The sequence below is a fragment of the Peribacillus sp. NPDC097224 genome (assembly GCF_044761985.1).
Lineage (GTDB): Bacteria > Bacillota > Bacilli > Bacillales > DSM-1321 > Peribacillus.
The window spans coordinates 282,224-300,171 of the sequence record NZ_JBIWDK010000003.1 but is presented as its reverse complement, the minus strand read 5'-3'; the positions used below and the strand labels follow the sequence as shown (position 1 = coordinate 300,171).

Annotated in this window: 13 protein-coding genes; 3 read left to right on the top strand and 10 right to left on the bottom strand. The window is 42.2% G+C overall.

The window, feature by feature from the left end:
• Positions 1 to 17: 17 nt before the first annotated feature.
• A complete protein-coding gene (locus ACIQXR_RS08155; protein ID WP_402867742.1) occupies positions 18 to 1,277 on the bottom strand; it encodes a S8 family peptidase in 1,260 nt (419 codons plus the stop codon).
• 499 nt (positions 1,278 to 1,776) lie between these two features.
• Complete coding sequence (gene trpB, locus ACIQXR_RS08150) at positions 1,777 to 2,940, bottom strand: tryptophan synthase subunit beta (RefSeq protein WP_402867741.1); 1,164 nt, start codon at positions 2,938 to 2,940, stop codon at positions 1,777 to 1,779.
• A 335-nt stretch (positions 2,941 to 3,275) separates the two neighbouring features.
• Between trpB and ACIQXR_RS08145 the strand changes: the two genes are divergently transcribed.
• On the top strand, positions 3,276 to 4,052 hold the full coding sequence (locus tag ACIQXR_RS08145) for a class I SAM-dependent methyltransferase (RefSeq protein WP_402867740.1): 777 nt from the start codon (positions 3,276 to 3,278) through the stop codon (positions 4,050 to 4,052).
• 117 nt (positions 4,053 to 4,169) lie between these two features.
• Here the strand turns inward: ACIQXR_RS08145 and addA are convergent, their stop codons facing one another.
• The 4 genes from addA to ACIQXR_RS08125 form a co-directional block, all read right to left on the bottom strand.
• Positions 4,170 to 7,907, bottom strand: a complete 3,738-nt coding sequence (gene addA, locus ACIQXR_RS08140; protein ID WP_402867739.1) for a helicase-exonuclease AddAB subunit AddA — start codon at positions 7,905 to 7,907, stop codon at positions 4,170 to 4,172.
• The gene (gene addB, locus ACIQXR_RS08135; protein WP_403079810.1) at positions 7,904 to 11,398 is read right to left on the bottom strand and encodes a helicase-exonuclease AddAB subunit AddB; all 3,495 of its coding nucleotides are present in this window, start codon (positions 11,396 to 11,398) and stop codon (positions 7,904 to 7,906) included. Before addB ends, addA begins: the two co-directional genes overlap by 4 nt.
• A gap of 188 nt (positions 11,399 to 11,586) precedes the next feature.
• Complete coding sequence (gene lepB / locus ACIQXR_RS08130) at positions 11,587 to 12,150, bottom strand: signal peptidase I (protein WP_402868532.1); 564 nt, start codon at positions 12,148 to 12,150, stop codon at positions 11,587 to 11,589.
• Between the two features lie 33 nt (positions 12,151 to 12,183).
• Positions 12,184 to 12,798 carry a TVP38/TMEM64 family protein gene (locus tag ACIQXR_RS08125; protein WP_402867737.1) on the bottom strand — a complete coding sequence of 205 codons (615 nt, stop codon included), beginning with the start codon at positions 12,796 to 12,798 and terminating at the stop codon, positions 12,184 to 12,186.
• Between the two features lie 285 nt (positions 12,799 to 13,083).
• Here ACIQXR_RS08125 and ACIQXR_RS08120 point away from each other — a divergent pair, with 285 nt between their 5' ends.
• Entirely contained in the window at positions 13,084 to 13,458 is a 375-nt protein-coding gene (locus tag ACIQXR_RS08120) for a YhjD family protein (RefSeq protein WP_402867736.1), read from the top strand.
• 57 nt (positions 13,459 to 13,515) lie between these two features.
• Here the strand turns inward: ACIQXR_RS08120 and ACIQXR_RS08115 are convergent, their stop codons facing one another.
• Positions 13,516 to 14,349 carry a methyl-accepting chemotaxis protein gene (locus tag ACIQXR_RS08115; protein WP_402867735.1) on the bottom strand — a complete coding sequence of 278 codons (834 nt, stop codon included), beginning with the start codon at positions 14,347 to 14,349 and terminating at the stop codon, positions 13,516 to 13,518.
• A gap of 182 nt (positions 14,350 to 14,531) precedes the next feature.
• Positions 14,532 to 15,098 carry a competence protein ComK gene (locus tag ACIQXR_RS08110; protein ID WP_402867734.1) on the bottom strand — a complete coding sequence of 189 codons (567 nt, stop codon included), beginning with the start codon at positions 15,096 to 15,098 and terminating at the stop codon, positions 14,532 to 14,534.
• A gap of 288 nt (positions 15,099 to 15,386) precedes the next feature.
• Between ACIQXR_RS08110 and ACIQXR_RS08105 the strand changes: the two genes are divergently transcribed.
• Entirely contained in the window at positions 15,387 to 15,623 is a 237-nt protein-coding gene (locus tag ACIQXR_RS08105) for an IDEAL domain-containing protein (protein WP_402990109.1), read from the top strand.
• 62 nt (positions 15,624 to 15,685) lie between these two features.
• Here ACIQXR_RS08105 and ACIQXR_RS08100 read toward each other — a convergent pair whose 3' ends face one another.
• Complete coding sequence (locus ACIQXR_RS08100) at positions 15,686 to 16,495, bottom strand: YitT family protein (protein ID WP_402867732.1); 810 nt, start codon at positions 16,493 to 16,495, stop codon at positions 15,686 to 15,688.
• Positions 16,496 to 16,648: 153 nt separating this feature from the next.
• Positions 16,649 to 17,914 (bottom strand): M48 family metallopeptidase, encoded by a 1,266-nt coding sequence (locus ACIQXR_RS08095; protein WP_402867731.1) that lies wholly within the window; start codon positions 17,912 to 17,914, stop codon positions 16,649 to 16,651.
• Between the last annotated feature and the right edge of the window lie 34 nt (positions 17,915 to 17,948).

Genomic DNA, 17,948 nt, shown 5'->3' with positions numbered 1-17,948 from the left:
TCTGTATAAGGGTTCCGTTATTTTACACGGACAAATCCAAAACCGGATGCATAATCATCACCAGTCGCTGCACCGTATCCACCCTTGATGTCATAAGCTTTTGCTTTTGTTTGTAATTGAGCTCGCACCTGCGCATTAGTCAGGTTCTTATTAGAGGACCAGATTTTAGCCGCCAACCCTGAAACATGTGGTGTTGCCATCGAAGTTCCGCTAATCGTGTTATAGCCGTCGTTTAGCCAAGTTGATTCAATGGCTGAACCCGGAGCTGATACTTCGACATCTTTTTCCTGAATCACATAATCTCCGTCCGTATTCGGATTCCCTCTGGAAGAATAATTAGCCACTCTATATGTCCCGTTAGCCTGAACATTTTCAAGAGCCGCTACAGCCACTGCATTGGGAAGAGCTCCTGGATAACCGATTGTATTCGCTGAATATCCGCTGTTTCCGGCAGCCGCAATGACCAGGACACCTTTGCCATAAGCATAGTCCACTGCACTTGAAATCAAGGAATCTTTCCTGCTTGAACCCAAGGACATCGAAATGATGGTCTTAGACCCTGTGCTCACACTTTGATCGGCTGCATGACGGATAGCTGCCGCAATATCATCGGAATATCCCGAACCATCATCACCCAGTACTTTATATGCCCAAAGTTCGGCTTCAGGAGCCACTCCATATACCCCAAGTCCGTCAGAGCCACCGTTTGCCAAGACAGTTCCGGATACATGTGTTCCATGTCCGTCCCTGTCTGTACAAGAGTTATTGGTGTATGTGGATGAGGTAGTGAAATCTTTGCATTGCTCCACATTTGCTGACAAATCCGTATGCGAAACCGTTGTTCCAGTATCCAACACTGCGATTTTAATACCGTCTCCCCCCGATGTTTTAGTGATGGACGAATCATTGTAGATAGCCTTGATGCCCCATGGCGTTCTCGCGGAAGGAACCGCAGCAGTCGTGGCCTGGCTAGTCGGTTGAACCGTTTGCGCAGTTGTATACTTGTTTACCTTTTCAACTTCTAGATTGCCATTCTTAGTCAACGCTTCATATTCTTCGCTGCTTACGTTTGCCGTAAAGCCTTCCTTTCCAAAACTCCGCTCATGCCCAAACTTCTTCTTGGCTTGCGTTATCTCATTCTCAGACCCTTTTAGGTAAATGCGAATATCTTCCTTTTGTACCTTCTCGCTTTGTTTGGCATCCGCTCCATTGGCAAAAATGGAGAAGCTCATCCCGAAACACAGCATAGCCATTCCAATCCTTTTTCCAGTCTTCATCCCGTTTCCCCTCTCTCGCTTTCGCTTTGTATTTGCTATGTATGAAGCTCTCAAGCTGTAAAACTATTTTATTTTAATTTGCCATTAATTAACTATCGGTCGAAACACTCAATTACACTACAGGACAAATATAGGTAAAGCCACCTGCTTTCCGCACAAATAATCGGACTACTAGTCTAGACTCCTCACTTTGAAAGACATGTGATAAGACTAAATACGACAAAATATTCAGAAATCTTATCGTCAAGAATGAAAATAGAATAAATACCTATGTAGATCTTAGCCGAATTATTTTGATAGAGAAAAGACAGGGCAAAAGATTCATCTCATTCATCAACACTAAATAGCTTCTAGACCTTGTTTCAACAACAAATTCGGGTGGCGGCGATGCTTCTTCAAACGATTCATATGTAGGTAAAACTCTTGGACTCTTAATCTTTAAGCAAATTAAAAAGGGTTTCAGGACGAATTCATCCCGAAACCCTTTTGTCTCTATACATCATTCACTCAGCATCTTGAATACTTGCTCAACGTCTTTATCGCCGCGTCCTGATAAGTTCACAATCAACACGTCATCCTTTGATAGTTCTTTTGCCAAGACCAGGGCACACGCAACGGCATGCGAACTTTCAAGCGCCGGGATGATTCCCTCCGTTTTGGATAGTACTTGAAAGGCTTCGAGCGCTTCCTCCCCTTTTATGGTTAGATACTCGGCCCTGCCACTTTCCTTCAAGAAACTGTGTTCCGGACCTACGCTAGGGTAATCCAAGCCTGCCGCAATGGAAAAAGTCGGCTGTGGTTCCCCTTCCTCATCCAATAACGTCAAACTTTTAAATCCATGCAGCACTGCTGGAACTCCCTGAGATATACTCGGGGCTTCGGCGGGTTCTACACCAATCAAACGAACCTCTGCGTCATCGATATAGTGAGCAAAAGCACCAATGGCATTACTTCCACCACCCGTACACGCAATGATTGCCGTTGGCAGTTTCCCTTCCTTTTCAAGGATTTGTTTTTTCGATTCTTCACTGATGATGGACTGAAAATACTTGACGATTGAAGGATAAGGATGAGGCCCGACAGCAGAACCCAGGAGGTAAAACGTATTTTCATAGTTTTGAACCAAGTCACTCAGCGCCTCATCGACCGCATCCTTTAACCTGCCCTGGCCCTTTTCCACCGGTATGACCTTAGCCCCTAACAATTCCATTCGAAATACATTCAATGCCTGCCGTTCCGTATCCAGCTTGCCCATATAGATGACGCATTCCAAGCCGAACATCGCACAAGCCGTCGCAGTCGCTACACCATGCTGTCCGGCTCCGGTTTCTGCAATGATACGCTTTGCCCCCATCCGTTTAGCGAGCAGTATTTGCCCAATGGCATTATTGATTTTGTGAGCGCCCGTATGATTCAGGTCCTCCCGCTTCAAATAAATTTTTGCACCGCCTATTTTTTTTGTTAGATTTTGTGCAAAGGTCAACGGATTTTCCCTTCCCACATATTCTTTTAAATAGTATTGAAACTCCTCTTTAAATTCAGGATCATCTTTATATTTCATGAAAGCCGCTTCTAAATTATCCATTACTTCTTGAAGTTCTTTAGGTACAAAACTACCACCGAAATCTCCAAAGTATCCTCTGCTCGTCTGTTCTCTCGTCATACTCAACTCTTCTCCTTTACATGCACCATTTTATTTTACAATTCAAGTATACGTGAACGAACCGCTTTTTCTCAAATTCTTTTGTTTATATACCTAAAAATGGTCGTTTTGGAAAGACGTAAGGGCTAACTTTACCGTTTTGCCAAAACACGAATTCTTCTCCGATGAAGAGGAAGAAATGAAAGATGCATTTACTGCAAGTGGAGAAACACGCTTCAACGAAGGGTTAGCCTATGTCCATTGTGGCAATTAAATTTCATCATTAACTTTCATTTATTCTTTCATGTATAATTAGTTTACTAAATATATCCATATTGACAATGGGGGGAATTAACTTGAAAACACTTCAAAATAAGAAAGATAGCTGGAATGCAGATTTATACGATAAAAAGCATTCATTTGTTTCTGAGTATGGTCAGGACTTAGTAGATTTATTAGCACCAAAGCAAGGTGAAAAAATTCTTGACTTAGGCTGCGGGACGGGTGATTTAGCAAATGAATTATCCACTTTCGGTATTGATATCGTTGGTATAGATAACTCAGAAAATATGATTACTCAAGCAAGACACAAATACCCAAAAATAAAGTTCATGGTTCAAAATGCAGTAGAATTAGACTTCCATAGCGAATTTGATGCTGTATTCTCTAACGCAACTCTTCATTGGGTAAAACCACCAATCCAAGCCCTACAATGTATTTACCACAGCTTAAAAGCAGGGGGAAGATTTGTAGCTGAGTTCGGAGGAAAAGGAAACGTTCAAATCATAACGGATGAAATCATTCAACTAATCGAAAGAGAAGGGATAACGTTTAAAATAGAAAAATTCCCGTGGTTTTATCCTAGTATTGCTGAATACGCAACTTTAATGGAAGAGGTAGGATTTAGAGTAACCTTTGCTCAACACTACGATAGGCCGACACAATTGGACGGAGATAAAGGGCTGAAAAATTGGATTGCTATGTTTGGTAATCATTTATTTGATGATGTTCCTGAACATAGGATAAAAGATATCATTACAAACGTTGAGAATAATTTAAAAGATACTTTGTATAAAGACGGAAATTGGGTAGCTGATTATAAAAGATTACGTGTAATTGGTGTAAAAAAATGAAGGAGGAAGGGAATCAATGGTTCCCTTCCTCCTTCATTTATGAAATTTAAATACCTACCTACGAAAACAGCCATTCAAAAAAAGGGGTGTCCCTCAGCTGCAGACCCCCCTTCTCTTTTACATTTCCAATAAGTGCGAGCCATCAAAGAAAAATAAATAACGGCTTGTCACTTTTTTATTCAAAATCCCTTCAACCGCTCTTGTGTAAAGTTCCAATTGCATACGGTAACGGTCGGCAAGAATGTCTTTCGCACCTTCATATCCACTAGCAAAACGTCCAGTTATCGCATCCGTTTTATAATCCAGCAAAACAAGGCCTTGTTCATCTTCAAAAATACAATCAATGACACCTTGGATCAAGACTTCCTCTTCACCCTTTTCCCAATCACTATAAGCCTCTTTAGCTGGAAGTGACATCGTGAACGGTACTTCACGTCGAATTGTCGGCGCCTTACACAGCCTCTTTCCAATATCGCTTTCAAAGAAATCGATAATCGTTTCCGGATTCACGGCTTCTCTCTGTTCTTCAGTCAACAACTCGCGCTGAATCAAGTCAACGAGTAATCGCTCAATGGAAGGAATGGTGATGTCCGATGTCAAATCGATATGCTGCATGACTAGATGCGTAATCGTTCCCCTTTCAGCGGGTGTCAGAGATTTTTCTTGCATGAAGACAGGGCGTTTCGTTATCGGGCTCTTGAATTTACGCAATAACTCCGTAGAACTCTGCTCGTCCCTCAGCTCGTATTGACGCTTCAACTCTGAAACGGACTGCTTGGATCGATGCACAGTCGCCTCATGTTCCCCATACTCCCAGTTCAGTTGGTCCTTAACAGCAGCGACAAACTCAGATTCCAAGTCCACCTTTTCGGATTTCCGAACATGTTCCAGCAATTGCTCCTGTAAAATAGCTTCTTCCTCATCCAGAACGGTCAATTCCTCCATTGGAATGACAGAGATTGACCAATTTGACGGATGGGATTCCATTTCAAAACCAAACCCAGTAAAGCCCTGAAAATCACGATGACGCACAAGGGATGGACCAATCCAGTCGAGGTAACTTTTAGCTCCTGCCCGCGCATGGTCTTTCAGGAGCCATTCTCCATGCGTTGCTTGACTTATCCATTTTTGCTGTGTTTTTTCGGCATCACTTATGCTGGCAATCAGATGGAGCTTTTCCTTCGCCCTCGTCAACGCTACATAGAGAACACGCATTTCTTCGGCAATTAACTCTAACTGTTTCTTTTTCTTGAAAGCGAGCTGTGGGAGTGATGGGTACGTTATCCGTAACTCGGAATTGACATACTTCGCCGCAAATCCATAATCCTTATCCAATAAATACGGCTTCCGCAAATCCATCATATTGAATTGTCTCGAAAGGCCTGCAATGAATACAATCGGAAACTCCAACCCCTTTGAGGAATGGATCGTCATCAGGCGGACGACATCTTCCTGTTCACCTAAAGCCCGTGCCGCGCCTAAATCATCTCCACGCTCCTGCATTCTTTCGATGAAACGCAAGAAACGGAAGAGCCCACGGAATGAACTCGCTTCATATTGTCTGGCCCGATCATACAAGGCCCTTAAATTGGCCTGGCGCTGTTTGCCGCCCGGCATTCCCCCAGCAAAATCGTAAAATTGGGTTTCGCGGTACAAAAGCCAAATTAAATCCGACAACGCTTCCTGTCTAGCCAGTTTCCGCCACTTCACCAGCTTTTTATAAAAGGTAGAAGCTTTACGATATAGGTCCGGATGCTCATCCGGGTCACCCTTCCTATAGAAATCGGCTAGCGCCTCATAATACGTACCTGTGTGGTATAAACGAATTTGAGACATTTCCTCCTCATCCATTCCTACAATCGGAGAGCGGAGAACGGATGCCAATGGGATATCCTGCTGCGGATTATCTATTACTTTCAATAAAGAAATCATGATAGCAACTTCGGTAGCTTCAAAGTATCCAGAGGACAAGTTGGCATAGACAGGAATCCCTTGCTTCTTGAATTCCTCCATAATTTGCGGAGCCCATGGCATAGAACGAAGAAGAATGACCATATCACGGTATGTTGCAGAACGGTATTGCTTGGTTTTCGTATCATAGATTTGCTGTTTCTCGTTTATGGCCTGCTTTATGAGCCTCGCCATCATCCTAGCTTCCAGTTGCGCTTTTTCCAATTCCTCGGCTTCAAAACCTACCTCTGAATCCTCGTTATCCTGTCCGGCTTCACTTGTATCTGCTGCTCCATCAATTAAATGAAGTTCAATGGGATATTCCTTATCTTCGGGATATGGCGCACCTTTTTTCAATTGCGCATCCTCATCATAATCAATCTCACCGACAGTCAGCCCCATTAGTTGATGAAACAAGAAATTCGTCCCATCAAGCACTTCTCTCCGGCTCCGGAAATTACGGTTTAGATCAATTCGCAATCCCGAATCAGTGCCATCATGGGTAAAGCGCGCATACTTTCCAAGGAACAAATTCGGTTCAGCAAGCCTGAAACGGTAAATCGATTGTTTAACATCGCCCACCATGAACAGATTTCCACTATATTCACCATCTGCCGTCACCAATCTTAAAATGGATTCCTGAACTAGATTCGTATCTTGATACTCATCGACAAGCACCTCTTTGAATTGATTCCGATATTCAATGGCGGCCTCTGACGGCGTGCGTTCCCCATCTATGGTTTCACCCGTCAAAATATCAAGGCAATAATGCTCCAAATCGGCAAAATCGACCAAGTTCTTTTCGGACTTTGCAGCAAAGAACCTTTGTTCAAACTGTTTTACGAGCATGATGAGTGTATCGACATACCCCTTCAATTCCCGGATATCACGTAGATAGCTTTCAGGCTTACGTGAAAAAAGCTCTTCTTGCAGAGATTTAATAATTTTCTTCGCTTTATCACGTTGCTTCGTGGCTTCATCCACAATTTCCTTATTAAAATCTTCTCCCGTACAACGCTTTGCCGTTCCAAACTTCACGTTTTGAATTTCTTCATAAAGAGCATTCCAGGAAGAATCTTTCACGCGGGCCAGTTTCGCGACCAAATCAAGATCGGCTAAATAGTTTTCTGCCCTTGGAGCAGGACCACCCGGAACCTTTGTCAATTCTAGAGATCGCTCCAACAAATCCTTTGCCGTATCCAACTGCAAACCAATATCGAATTGTAGGGACTCGATAAATGGAAGATCATCTATCCCTGCCCCTTCCGCCAGATCATACATCTGGGCTGCATGATTTAGCCATTGGTCGGGATCTGGATTCGAACGGGAGAAATCATACAATGACCGGACAATATTTTGCAGTGCATCATCGTTTCGATCGCTTGTAAAGGCATCGACCAATTTAAAGAATGCTTCATTGTCACCTTGGCCATATTGCTCCTCGAAAAGTTCTTCCATCACTTCATCGCGCAGAAGCTGCGCTTCCGTGGAATCGGCAATCCTGAATCCAGGATCAATATCCGTCAAATAGTAATATTTCCTGATCACTTCTAAACAGAAAGAATGAAGCGTGGAAATGGACGCACGGTTAATCAGGCTTAACTGCTTACGCAAATGCTGTGAATGGGGATTTTCATTGATTTCCTTTTCTAATGCTTCACTAACTCGATGGCGCATTTCGGCGGCCGATGCATTCGTGAAGGTCACCACCAATAGCTCATCCACATCGATTGGATTATCTTCCAATATGACCTTTTGGATAATCCGGTTGACAAGCACCGCTGTTTTCCCGGAGCCTGCAGCGGCGGCCACCAAAATATCCTGGTCTTTCGCCCAAATTGCTTTCCATTGTTCTTCTGTCCATGTCACGCCTTCAGGAATGGCGGGAATCATCGTTTTACTCATCTTTCACCCTCCCCCCTTAATAAATCGAGAACATCATTTTGCTTTTTCTGTGGCAAATTCCTAAATTGATTCTCTTCGAGCGACTGATCGAATTGGCAGACGGATTTGAATGAACAGAAAGTACATGGCGTTTTTTCTTTCATTTTATATGGGGTTATGCCAACATCCCCGTCGACCATTCGGTCACCTGACTCTTGATAGACCTTTCGAACATGCTGGTTAAGCAAGGAGAAGTCTTCACGGCTGGCCACTTTAGAGGCCGCTAAAAGAGAACCGTCTTTTTTAAATCCGGCAGGTATGACATCCGATTTACTGGAAGTATCTATATCAAGGGACGTGTCCATCATCTTGATTACGTTGGTTTGATCTAATACTAGGCCGTTCATTTTAAAACTCTTATAAATTTCTTCATCGATTTTATCCAAGCTAAGCATGCCTTTTGATTTCACGACCGGATTATGAACATGGAAATAAAGGACACCGGCTGGAATCGCCTCTTTACCGATAAGCGATTGGGATTGTGAAACGACAATATCGAGATAGGTCAGCATTTGCAGGGCAAGCCCATAGTAGACTTCACTCATGTTCAATTCCTTTTCACTCGATTTATAATCAAGGATACGCAAATAGACGCCACCCTCATCCTCATCGGCCTTATCAACACGGTCTATCCGACCAATCAATTCCATTTTCGTCCCATTTTTCAAAGTGAACGAAAGTGGGGGCAGTTCTCCATTTTTTCCGAAGCCCAGTTCCAAACCGATTGGGGCAAACCCACTAACCTTGGCATGTTCACTCAAGACAATCGAAGCCCGGCCAATCACATGCTCCAGCTTTCTGCGCAAGTAATGATGGCGGTTCGTACTTAGCAGGATTTGATTCTGGAGCTTTGGTGCAAGCTGTTCCACCGCTTTCCTAGCCAACTCCAAACATTGCTCCTTGGTCAAAGAAGACCACGGGATATCATGCTCATTTAAATAATCCGAAATCATTTTTAACGCCCCATGGAACATCTCACCGATATCCGGTGCGTCCAAACGGAAAACCTGTCGTTCCCTTAGTTTCAAGCCATGTGCGGCATAATGGGAAAACGGGCAGCTATTGAACATTTCCATTCTCGATACACTAGTCAGAATGGTTTCGCCATATAATTGCTTACTCGTTTCCTCTGATAGTTTCATGGTTTTATTTTGGTAAAAAAGACTCGATAGCACCTTAGTGGCTGTCGGTCCAACCGTCTCGTCCTCCATGATGGAATTATAGACATCCCACCAAAGCGGATGGATTGGGTAGTTCCGTTTTTTCAACTGTAATTGCGCAGCCAGATAAGACAGGGCCACTTCTGAGTTCGCTGCATATTTCACCTGTTCCCCGGCAGGCAGATCAGATGGATCGTTCATATAAAAAGCCTCGTTCACATGCGGCAATACATCCCTCACTCGTTTTAAATAAGAGGACGGGAGAAGAGATTTTCCCTCTTCATCAGCGAGTGGATAAGATAAATAAAGGGATTCCGAAGGTGTAGTGAAGGCTTTATAGGCCGTGAATTCCTCATCCAAAAGACGAACTTTTGAACTTGGAGCAACATCAAGCCCTCTCGCCAAAAGCATGTCGCGGTCACTATCGGAAAACACTCCATCAGAAACGGCTTTTCCTGGTAAGACCCCTTCATTCAGGCCAATGACGAAAGCCGTCTTCACGTCATCCAATCGGGACAGGTCCAGATTAGCGACAAGGACTTGATCGATTGCCTGTGGCACTAAGGAAAATTCCAATGATTCCAGACCTGCTTCTATAATGATTGCAAACTGTTTCATCGAGATTTCCTCTTCACTTAACAGTTCCACGAATTGATCAAGCAAATCAACAACCGCATTCCACGATTGTTCATGTTCCCTGGCTGACACCAGATCGCCATCCTCTTCTGCTTCAAGCTTCATCTTTTCCAATTTTTCCGGTACATGCAATTCTTCCAAATACAAATAAAGGGCCTCGCATAATTCTCTTCCATTCGCCGACTTCTTCACCCGTTTTGATAGCTTAATGATGGGCTCTGTAAATAGGTGTTTCAAATCATTGAGCTCTTGCTCCAGTTGCATTTCCTTACTCGTCTGGGGACGGTCCTCAAGCTCCAATCCACGGAATCGACGGTAGGTCCAACGATCTTTTGTGGTCCATCCAGCCCCTTTGATTCCCCTGGCAAGCACGTAGTTCTCAAGCTTGTCTACTTGTTCGCGCATTCTGTCATGACTTTGTTGCAGGGGAAATAGAAGTTCGGTCTTAATGGCACGAAAGACCGGTTCATAACGCCAGAACCCATTGATGATCTCAAGTGTCGACCGGATCAGCTCAATCAATGGATGATTGAGCATCGTCCGCTTGGAATCCACGAAAAGCGGAATTTGATAGTCACGGAAGACCGTCTGGAGGATATCTTCGTAGGCATCCCCATTTCGCATTAGAATCGCAATATCGCGAAAACGGCACTGACCTTGTCTGACAAGCGTCAGGATGTTCCGAGCCACCCCTTCAATCTCCGCTCTGCGGTTAACGGCCTGAGCAATCGTTACACCAGATGGCTGATCGTACTTCTGTGCGGGACGAAGCGCAAAATATGTTTCAAGGTGTTTCAGCCCAGGATTTCGATTGAACTTCGCCGTGCTGTTCAGAACGTGGTCCTGTTCGATAAAGACCCCCGTTCTTTGTCCCGCTTGATAAAGCTGGTTATAGAGATTTCCCGTTTGCCTGAACAAATGCAGATCATCCGGCGTAAATTGCCTATAAGGCTGGTCGAGCGTCAATGCGATGGTCACACTCTTACATAGCTTCATCATTTCTTCCACGATCATTAATTCCTGTGGCGTCAGACTGTAAAAACCATCTATATAGATATCTGCATTTTTTATATACGAAGACTCTGCCATTTTTTCTATCAGTAAAGTGAAATAATCCTCTGAATCTAAATATTTTCCGATCATTTCATCCTCAAATGACTGATAAATGAGCTCAAGATCAGATAATTTATCTTGTACTCCACCACCACCCGGTGACTTTTCGTCCAAATACCTCCGAATATCACCCGGCTGGATGCAGTACTGCTTGAATTCGGCAAGCATCTGCTCCATCTGGGAGACGAATCCTTGCTTGTCCGCTGATCGGCGGAACATTTTCAATTCATCTTTTTTATCCTCCATGATTTTCCGTATCAACATATTAACGCCGACACTGTCCAAATGGATTCGGCTCATGCCACCTGTCTCCTGGAGAACTCGCCATGCAAGCCGGCTAAAACTGAATACTTGCGTCCGAATCATTCCTTCGAGTCCCGGCGTCTTAATTAATTTATATTCTGATAAAAATGTCATCTGATCAGGAACCAGATAGATGATCGGATTCCCTTCAGGATTCTCCATTAGCCCGTTGCGGATTTCATCCAATACCTTCGATGTTTTACCTGTGCCCGACCTTCCAATTAAAAACCGGAGTGACATCTGTTTCCCCCCTTTTTATTTCAATATCTCTAGACCTATCATACCAGAAATACTGTCTATTTTTTGACACGATTCTTCTTCCAATTATGACTCTTTTCCCTATAGTTTACCGCTTTCTAACGACGAAAACCAACCATACGTTCGTATTCCGTTCAAAAAAAAGCCCTTCCTATAGAGGGCTCCCACAGTCATTCACCTATAAAATCCACATTAAAATCTTGTATTGGCCAATATCTTACATCGACTTTGCCTACTACCTTATCCATTGAAATATAACCTAGGTGCCTGCTATCTTCACTTTCGAGTCGATTATCACCCATAACGAAAAGCTTGCCATCAGGAACTATGGATTTGCCCGTTAATTCTTTCAATGTAAAATTACCCGTAAAATCCTGGCCCGGATATCCTACCTTTAAATGATCAAGGTATGGTTCAGGCACTTTCTTACCGTTTATGTAAAGCCAATCATCCTTATAACGAATATCGTCTCCTTGAACACCTATTACCCGTTTTACATAATTCTCCCCGACATGCGCATGGAAAACTATAACATCAAATCGATTGATATCGCTGATTTGGTATTTCACTTTATTTACAATGAGTTTATCGCCTTCACCCAGTGTAGGTTGCATGGACTCCCCTTCTACGGCATAGCTTGAAAAGAAAAAGGTACGGATCAAGATGTAAATGATAAAGGCTACCATGCCTGATTTTATCCAGTCGGATACTGAATGCTTTTTTGATTTTCTCAGATTCCCCAACCCCTACTAGTTGTATATTCTAAGTTATTTCCCTTCTTCTTTTTTCATGCTTTTATTTAGCCTTACTTCCAATCTTTTTCCGACAACCCAAAGGATGAAAATGATGATTCCGACAATCACGGTACGTAATGGTTTTTGAATCAATGATACAATATCGTATCCGACGAAACTGATCGTAAAGATCATCACTGCCTTTCCGCCGATTACCGCCAGCGCATATTGTAACGTGCTAACCTTCGAGAGCCCTGCAACGATATTAACGAGCGCAGATGGCGTGAAGGGGAAACAAAGCAAGAGAAACAATGGACTGAAACCATGGCTTTCCACCCAGTTCATCAATCTTTGCACCTGTTTATGTTTCTGAAGAAAACGGAAGAACCTCATCTGTCCGTATCGTCTAAAAACAAAAAAGACCAGAAACGCACCACCTACCGCCCCAATCCAAGAAAATAAAAATCCCCACCATAGGCCAAAAGCTGTAGCATTGGCCACGACAAACACAAATAAAGGTAAAAAAGGCAAAAACGCTTCTAACATCGGCAACAAAATTCCTGGAATCGGGCCGAATGAACGATATTGCTGAATAAGCCCTGATATATGTTCAAGAGTAATCCACTCAAATATAGTATCCAAATTCATGACTATCTCCCTTGGCTTGCTTTCTATCAAGCAGCATCACATAATAAAACCGTTCTAATTTAGATATAACACTTTCTTCTTAAATTGCAAGAATAATTACCCATCTATCATCATACTTTCCCTAACTCAGGAAATCATAATCTTATTAACGAAAATTTCACGTGATTGACAAAAGCGCTTGCATATCAAATCCACTTAAGTTAGGATATTAAATAGAACATACGTTCTATAAATTATCCGACATACATAAAATAAGAGAACGTTAATTAGAAAGGGGCGGTCATGATGACCCGTATTCCAGAGGCTGACCGAAATATGATTGAAAAAGCCATCTACCTTCCCATGGTGATTACAATCTTAAACCGGGATCTCAAGGTCATCGAATCAAGTCCGTTTAAATTAAAAAGGCCCTATTCAAAACTTATTGAGCGTGCTCTAAAGTCAGTCCAGGAGGATCTCGTCGAGGTTCGTCGCTATTTGCGCAAGGGGAATATCAAGGTAAGCAAATTAAACGGCGACGAATCATTCACGATGTATTGCTTTTTATATAAAGGGTATGAAGAGCATCATAACTATTTCAATCCCCGCCTTCGTAATAAAACGGAAGAGATTCTGTGTTATTACTTTTTTGAAAGGGTGTATAAACCTGAAAAAATTTAACACCCCTGCTTTTTTCGGTGAACAAATAAAAAGCCAACAAAAGCTGTTGACTTCCTCTTATAACTTATCGGTAAATTGATTGAGCTCATCAGACATCTTTTTGATTTCTTCTACAAAAGTTGAAATTTCCTGAATGGAAGCAGCCTGCTCTTGACCCACGGAAGCTATTCGATTAATCGAGGTCCCCATCAGTTTGGTCACTTCTTGGATTTGCACAAGTTTTTCACGAATCAATTCCGTGGATGCGACAGTTTCTTTAGAAAACTTCCTGATTTCCTTAGCCACCACTTCAAACCCTTTGCCTTTTTCACCAGCTCGTGCGGCCTCTATGGCGGCATTTAATCCCAATAAATTGGTTTGGGTCGCCACCCTTTTAATCATTGACAAGATCTCATCCGTATTTTTAACGTCCTCTTCGGCTTTTTCGGAAGATGTAAGAAGTTGGTTGGAAACATCCGCTAAGGTATAGGATCCCTTTGCAATATCCGTAATCCGCTCATTGGCCTGGCTCAGCGATACAGAAATTTGATCCGCAATCGTTCTTAATTCACTTTGCCTGCGTAACTGGATAGCTATGCCACCGATGACTTGATTATTTTTATCATGTAGGGGCACGGCCGTTCCAGTAAACTCGAACCCATAAAAATCAGCTGGTACATCAGCCCTTAATGGTTTATCCTCACTCAATGCCACGGCGAGGGGTTCTTCTGGATTTAACGACTGCCCTTTTTGGATATGCATATTTATACTTTCACCTGGAAAATAAGCAATGAATTTCTCTAAATCACATATGGCAATCGACAAATCAGAAGGCACAGCAGCTTTAATTATAGGTACCATATTTACTAAACTTTCTAGCGATTCGACTTTTCCGTACATTCTGTTATACATTGCTGTAACACTCCATCCTTATTCTAAGGCTAAATATTACCAAAGATTCCCCCTTTAGTAAATATTTTTTCACCCCCTATTCTTTATCATGAATCGAAGGAGGTCCTCCTCCCCTTTGAAAATAACCTAAATAAAGACATTGCCTCCACTAGAGAAACAACGCCTTTTCCTGAACACACTGATTATTTTAGCAATGGATATTTCGATGTCATTTCCGAAGCTTTAAGACCATCCGTTTCGGTAAATAAGTAAAAGGATTTCCTTTTCGTTTCCTCAATCCTTTGAATCAATTTGGATTTCAAAAAGGAGGTCCGGTGCAGCTGATTTTCAAATGAACTGCTTGATACATCTATGTCGAATGTTTTTCTGTTCCTGAATGTGACGGTGGTCTGCTTGGAATTGAGTCGGACAAAGGAGACTACATGTTCATGTGCTAACCAGGTGCATTGGGGGCGCAAGGGAGATGTAGTCGGAAAGAAGAAAATGGAACTGGTTGGATCGATTGCTATTGGTGCCTTATGGGTGATATTTATGAGTTGTTTTGTACCATCTTTCCTTCCCCCATAGCTGGAGCCAAAGTACTCACAGCTTTTCTTGATTATATCCAAAGGCTTGAATGGAGAAATGAACTCATCTTCCAATTCAATGATCCGGGAGTAAATTTTACTTCCATAATTAATGGGCATGACCATAAGTGTATACGGGGTGATTTCATATTCCTCGATTAATCCCTGAGTGCTTTCATTCAAATTACATCCACCTCTACCTCATTTATTTTTATGGAATATCAACTTTGCAAAAAAGGATGATGACTTCCACATGAAAGATTTATCCGAAAACGCGTTAAATTCTCCACTATAATAGCATAAATAATACAGGTTACATTTAAGTTCACAAAAAATTAAGAATTCTTTAAGCGGCCATGTTACCTCGTCATTTTAACGACACATTTATATTTTTTCTAATTATTTTAAATTTTCTGTTGATTTTACATCCTCAAATCCATATACTAATAAAAAGGGTCAGGGGTGGTTACTTTGAAAAATGATAAATCATATTCAGAGTCAGTGAAGTCTTTATCCATGAGTGAAGTTAAAAATGATGCTGCCGTTCAGGAAATGTTAATCGATATGATTATAATGGAATCCATTCTCACTACTAAAAAAAATATCCTGGCAAAAGAAATCGATCATGCTCTAGATACTAAAGACAAACCTCTATTCCTAAAACTGAGTAATGAAATGAATACTCTATTGAAACAATTTGGAAATTAAGCAGCCATGTGAAATATAAAGTCAAAAAAGCCTCCCTTATATGGGGGGCTTTTATCCGTTTATCATTCTTTATGAAACATTCCCATGACTTCAGTCGTTTCCGTGATATTAACGAAGGCATCCGGATCCACTTCTTTGATCATCGCCTTCACATCGGTTAACTGATAGCGTGTAATGACCGTCATCATCACTTTGCTCTGCTCACCCGAATAGGCACCTTGCCCGTCCATGACCGTAATGCCACGGTATAAATTAGTAAGTAGCCGATCCTTCATCTCATCACCTTTTTTTGTGACGATCATTAACGTCAATTTAATATGATTGGAATGGATCGTATCGATCACTTTGCCTGCCGCGTAAATCGAAATCAATGTGTATAATGCCGCATCCCATCCAAACTTGAATCCAGAAGCAATCACCACAACCGCATTCATCCCTGATAGCAATGTCCCAAGCGGGAAGTCCCTCTTCTTAGCCAGGAGCATGGCAATGATATCAAATCCTCCCGATGACCCTGAAGCACGAAAGATAATGCCGATGCCAACGCCCGAAATGACTCCCCCGAACAAAGAAGATAATATCGGCTCCGTCGAAACGCCATGAATCGGTATAACATACAAACTCACCGATATCACGACAACTGATAATATCGTATAAGTGATAAAACGTCTCCCCAACTTTAAATAGCCCACAATGAGTAGCGGAAGGTTCAATATAAAATTCAATACCCCTGTATTGATTGGGGTGATGATTCCTAACATGATCGCAATTCCACTGAGTCCGCTGCTCAAAATTAAATGGGGAATCAAGAATAAATTATAGGCTAAGGCAACAAGCACTGATCCTAACGTGATTAAAATTATATTATACATAGCTGGTCTCCTTAAAAACGCACTGGGAATTTTCATTTATTATAGTAGAGAACGGTAAATTTATAAAATGATAGTTTTTTCTGAAAATAAACTCAGAATTTTCCTTTTTCCTGAAGTTAGGCAAGAAAAAAAGCCAGCCTGTTAAGCTAGCTTTCAATCACCCGTTGTTTCCTCATTTTCTATCGTAGATATTCTTTCAAGCATCGTGGGATGTGAATAACGAAGCCATTTTACCAGGAGCGGAGGGTTCACCTGGCTAAGCCCTGACCTCGTAAGTTCCTGGAATGAAGTGATGGCAGCCTCATGGTCTTCTGTCATTTCAATCGCATACCGGTCCGCTCTCGTTTCCTGGTAACGGGATACATAGTTCGATAGCGGGCTGGAAACAAACAGCAGTACAGAGATAATCAAGAGAAAAAGAGGCAATGAAGCGATTCGATCAACGGATCGTACCTTAAGTAAATGGCCCCATCGCCTTATGACGTAGTTCATGATTTTTGCTGTCAGCCATAGCCCCACCAATGTCATGCCGATATATCCTGCTATCCCGATATAAATATGCTTCTCCACATAATGAGCCATTTCATGTGCCATAATGAACAAGATTTCATCTTCGTCCAGCCTGTTTAATGTGGTATCCCAAAGAACGATCCTGGAGTTCGAACCTATTCCCGTTACATAGGCGTTGAGAGCATTTGTTTTTTCTGCCATATTCACTTCGTATACATGTTCTGCGGGAATATCTGCTCTCTTTGCAAGTGCTAAGATTTCAGTTTCCAACTCTTTATTTTTCAGTGGATAAAAATCATTATACAAAGGGTCGATTAATACCGGTTGGACAAACATGAGAAATAAGGTAAAGGGAATGGATAGTAACCAGGCATAAAGCCACCATTTCTTTGCACTTTTTTTCATCAGCCAATATAGCACGGCAACGATGATGAACATCGTACCGAAATTTACCCAAAAATCGATGATATCGTCTTTCATCCATGAAGAAAAACTCTGAGTGCTTATATGATACCGTCTACTCATCTGATAGCCCATGAAGCTGATTGGAAACAACGCTACATAGGAAACCAATGAGAGCCAAAATAGATATATGGTCGTTTGAATTCCTTTTCGTTTAGAAATCGTGGTAGCCGATTTTTCAAAACCCCTTGAAAGTCCAAATAAAAGTATGAAAAAATACATTAGCCATTCATAGGGAGTCGCAACAAAAAAGATGAAGTTTCGCAGCCCGGAATACTCCTCACTAAGTTGAAGCTCCCTGGCGCTTAGAAATTCTGCAGGATCGGCCGCCGTACCGCGCAATGCCTGAGGGATTGCCGTATCTGCACCATAGAATATATACCAAAACATAACGGCCACAAAAAGGATATATATAAGAATTGCTCTTCCAGCCCATTTCCTTACCATGAAGCCCCTCCTTTAAAACAATCGTGCCTTTTTT

Bases quoted from the DNA above. Each gene is read 5' to 3' on its own strand.
- ACIQXR_RS08155 (WP_402867742.1), bottom strand. From the start codon at position 1,277: ATGAAGACTGGAAAAAGGATTGGAATGGCTATGCTGTGTTTCGGGATG.
- trpB (WP_402867741.1), bottom strand. From the start codon at position 2,940: ATGACGAGAGAACAGACGAGCAGAGGATACTTTGGAGATTTCGGTGGT.
- addA (WP_402867739.1), bottom strand. From the start codon at position 7,907: ATGAGTAAAACGATGATTCCCGCCATTCCTGAAGGCGTGACATGGACA.
- addB (WP_403079810.1), bottom strand. From the start codon at position 11,398: ATGTCACTCCGGTTTTTAATTGGAAGGTCGGGCACAGGTAAAACATCG.
- ACIQXR_RS08125 (WP_402867737.1), bottom strand. From the start codon at position 12,798: ATGAATTTGGATACTATATTTGAGTGGATTACTCTTGAACATATATCA.
- ACIQXR_RS08120 (WP_402867736.1), top strand. From the start codon at position 13,084: ATGACCCGTATTCCAGAGGCTGACCGAAATATGATTGAAAAAGCCATC.
- ACIQXR_RS08115 (WP_402867735.1), bottom strand. From the start codon at position 14,349: ATGTATAACAGAATGTACGGAAAAGTCGAATCGCTAGAAAGTTTAGTA.
- ACIQXR_RS08100 (WP_402867732.1), bottom strand. From the start codon at position 16,495: ATGTATAATATAATTTTAATCACGTTAGGATCAGTGCTTGTTGCCTTA.
- ACIQXR_RS08095 (WP_402867731.1), bottom strand. From the start codon at position 17,914: ATGGTAAGGAAATGGGCTGGAAGAGCAATTCTTATATATATCCTTTTT.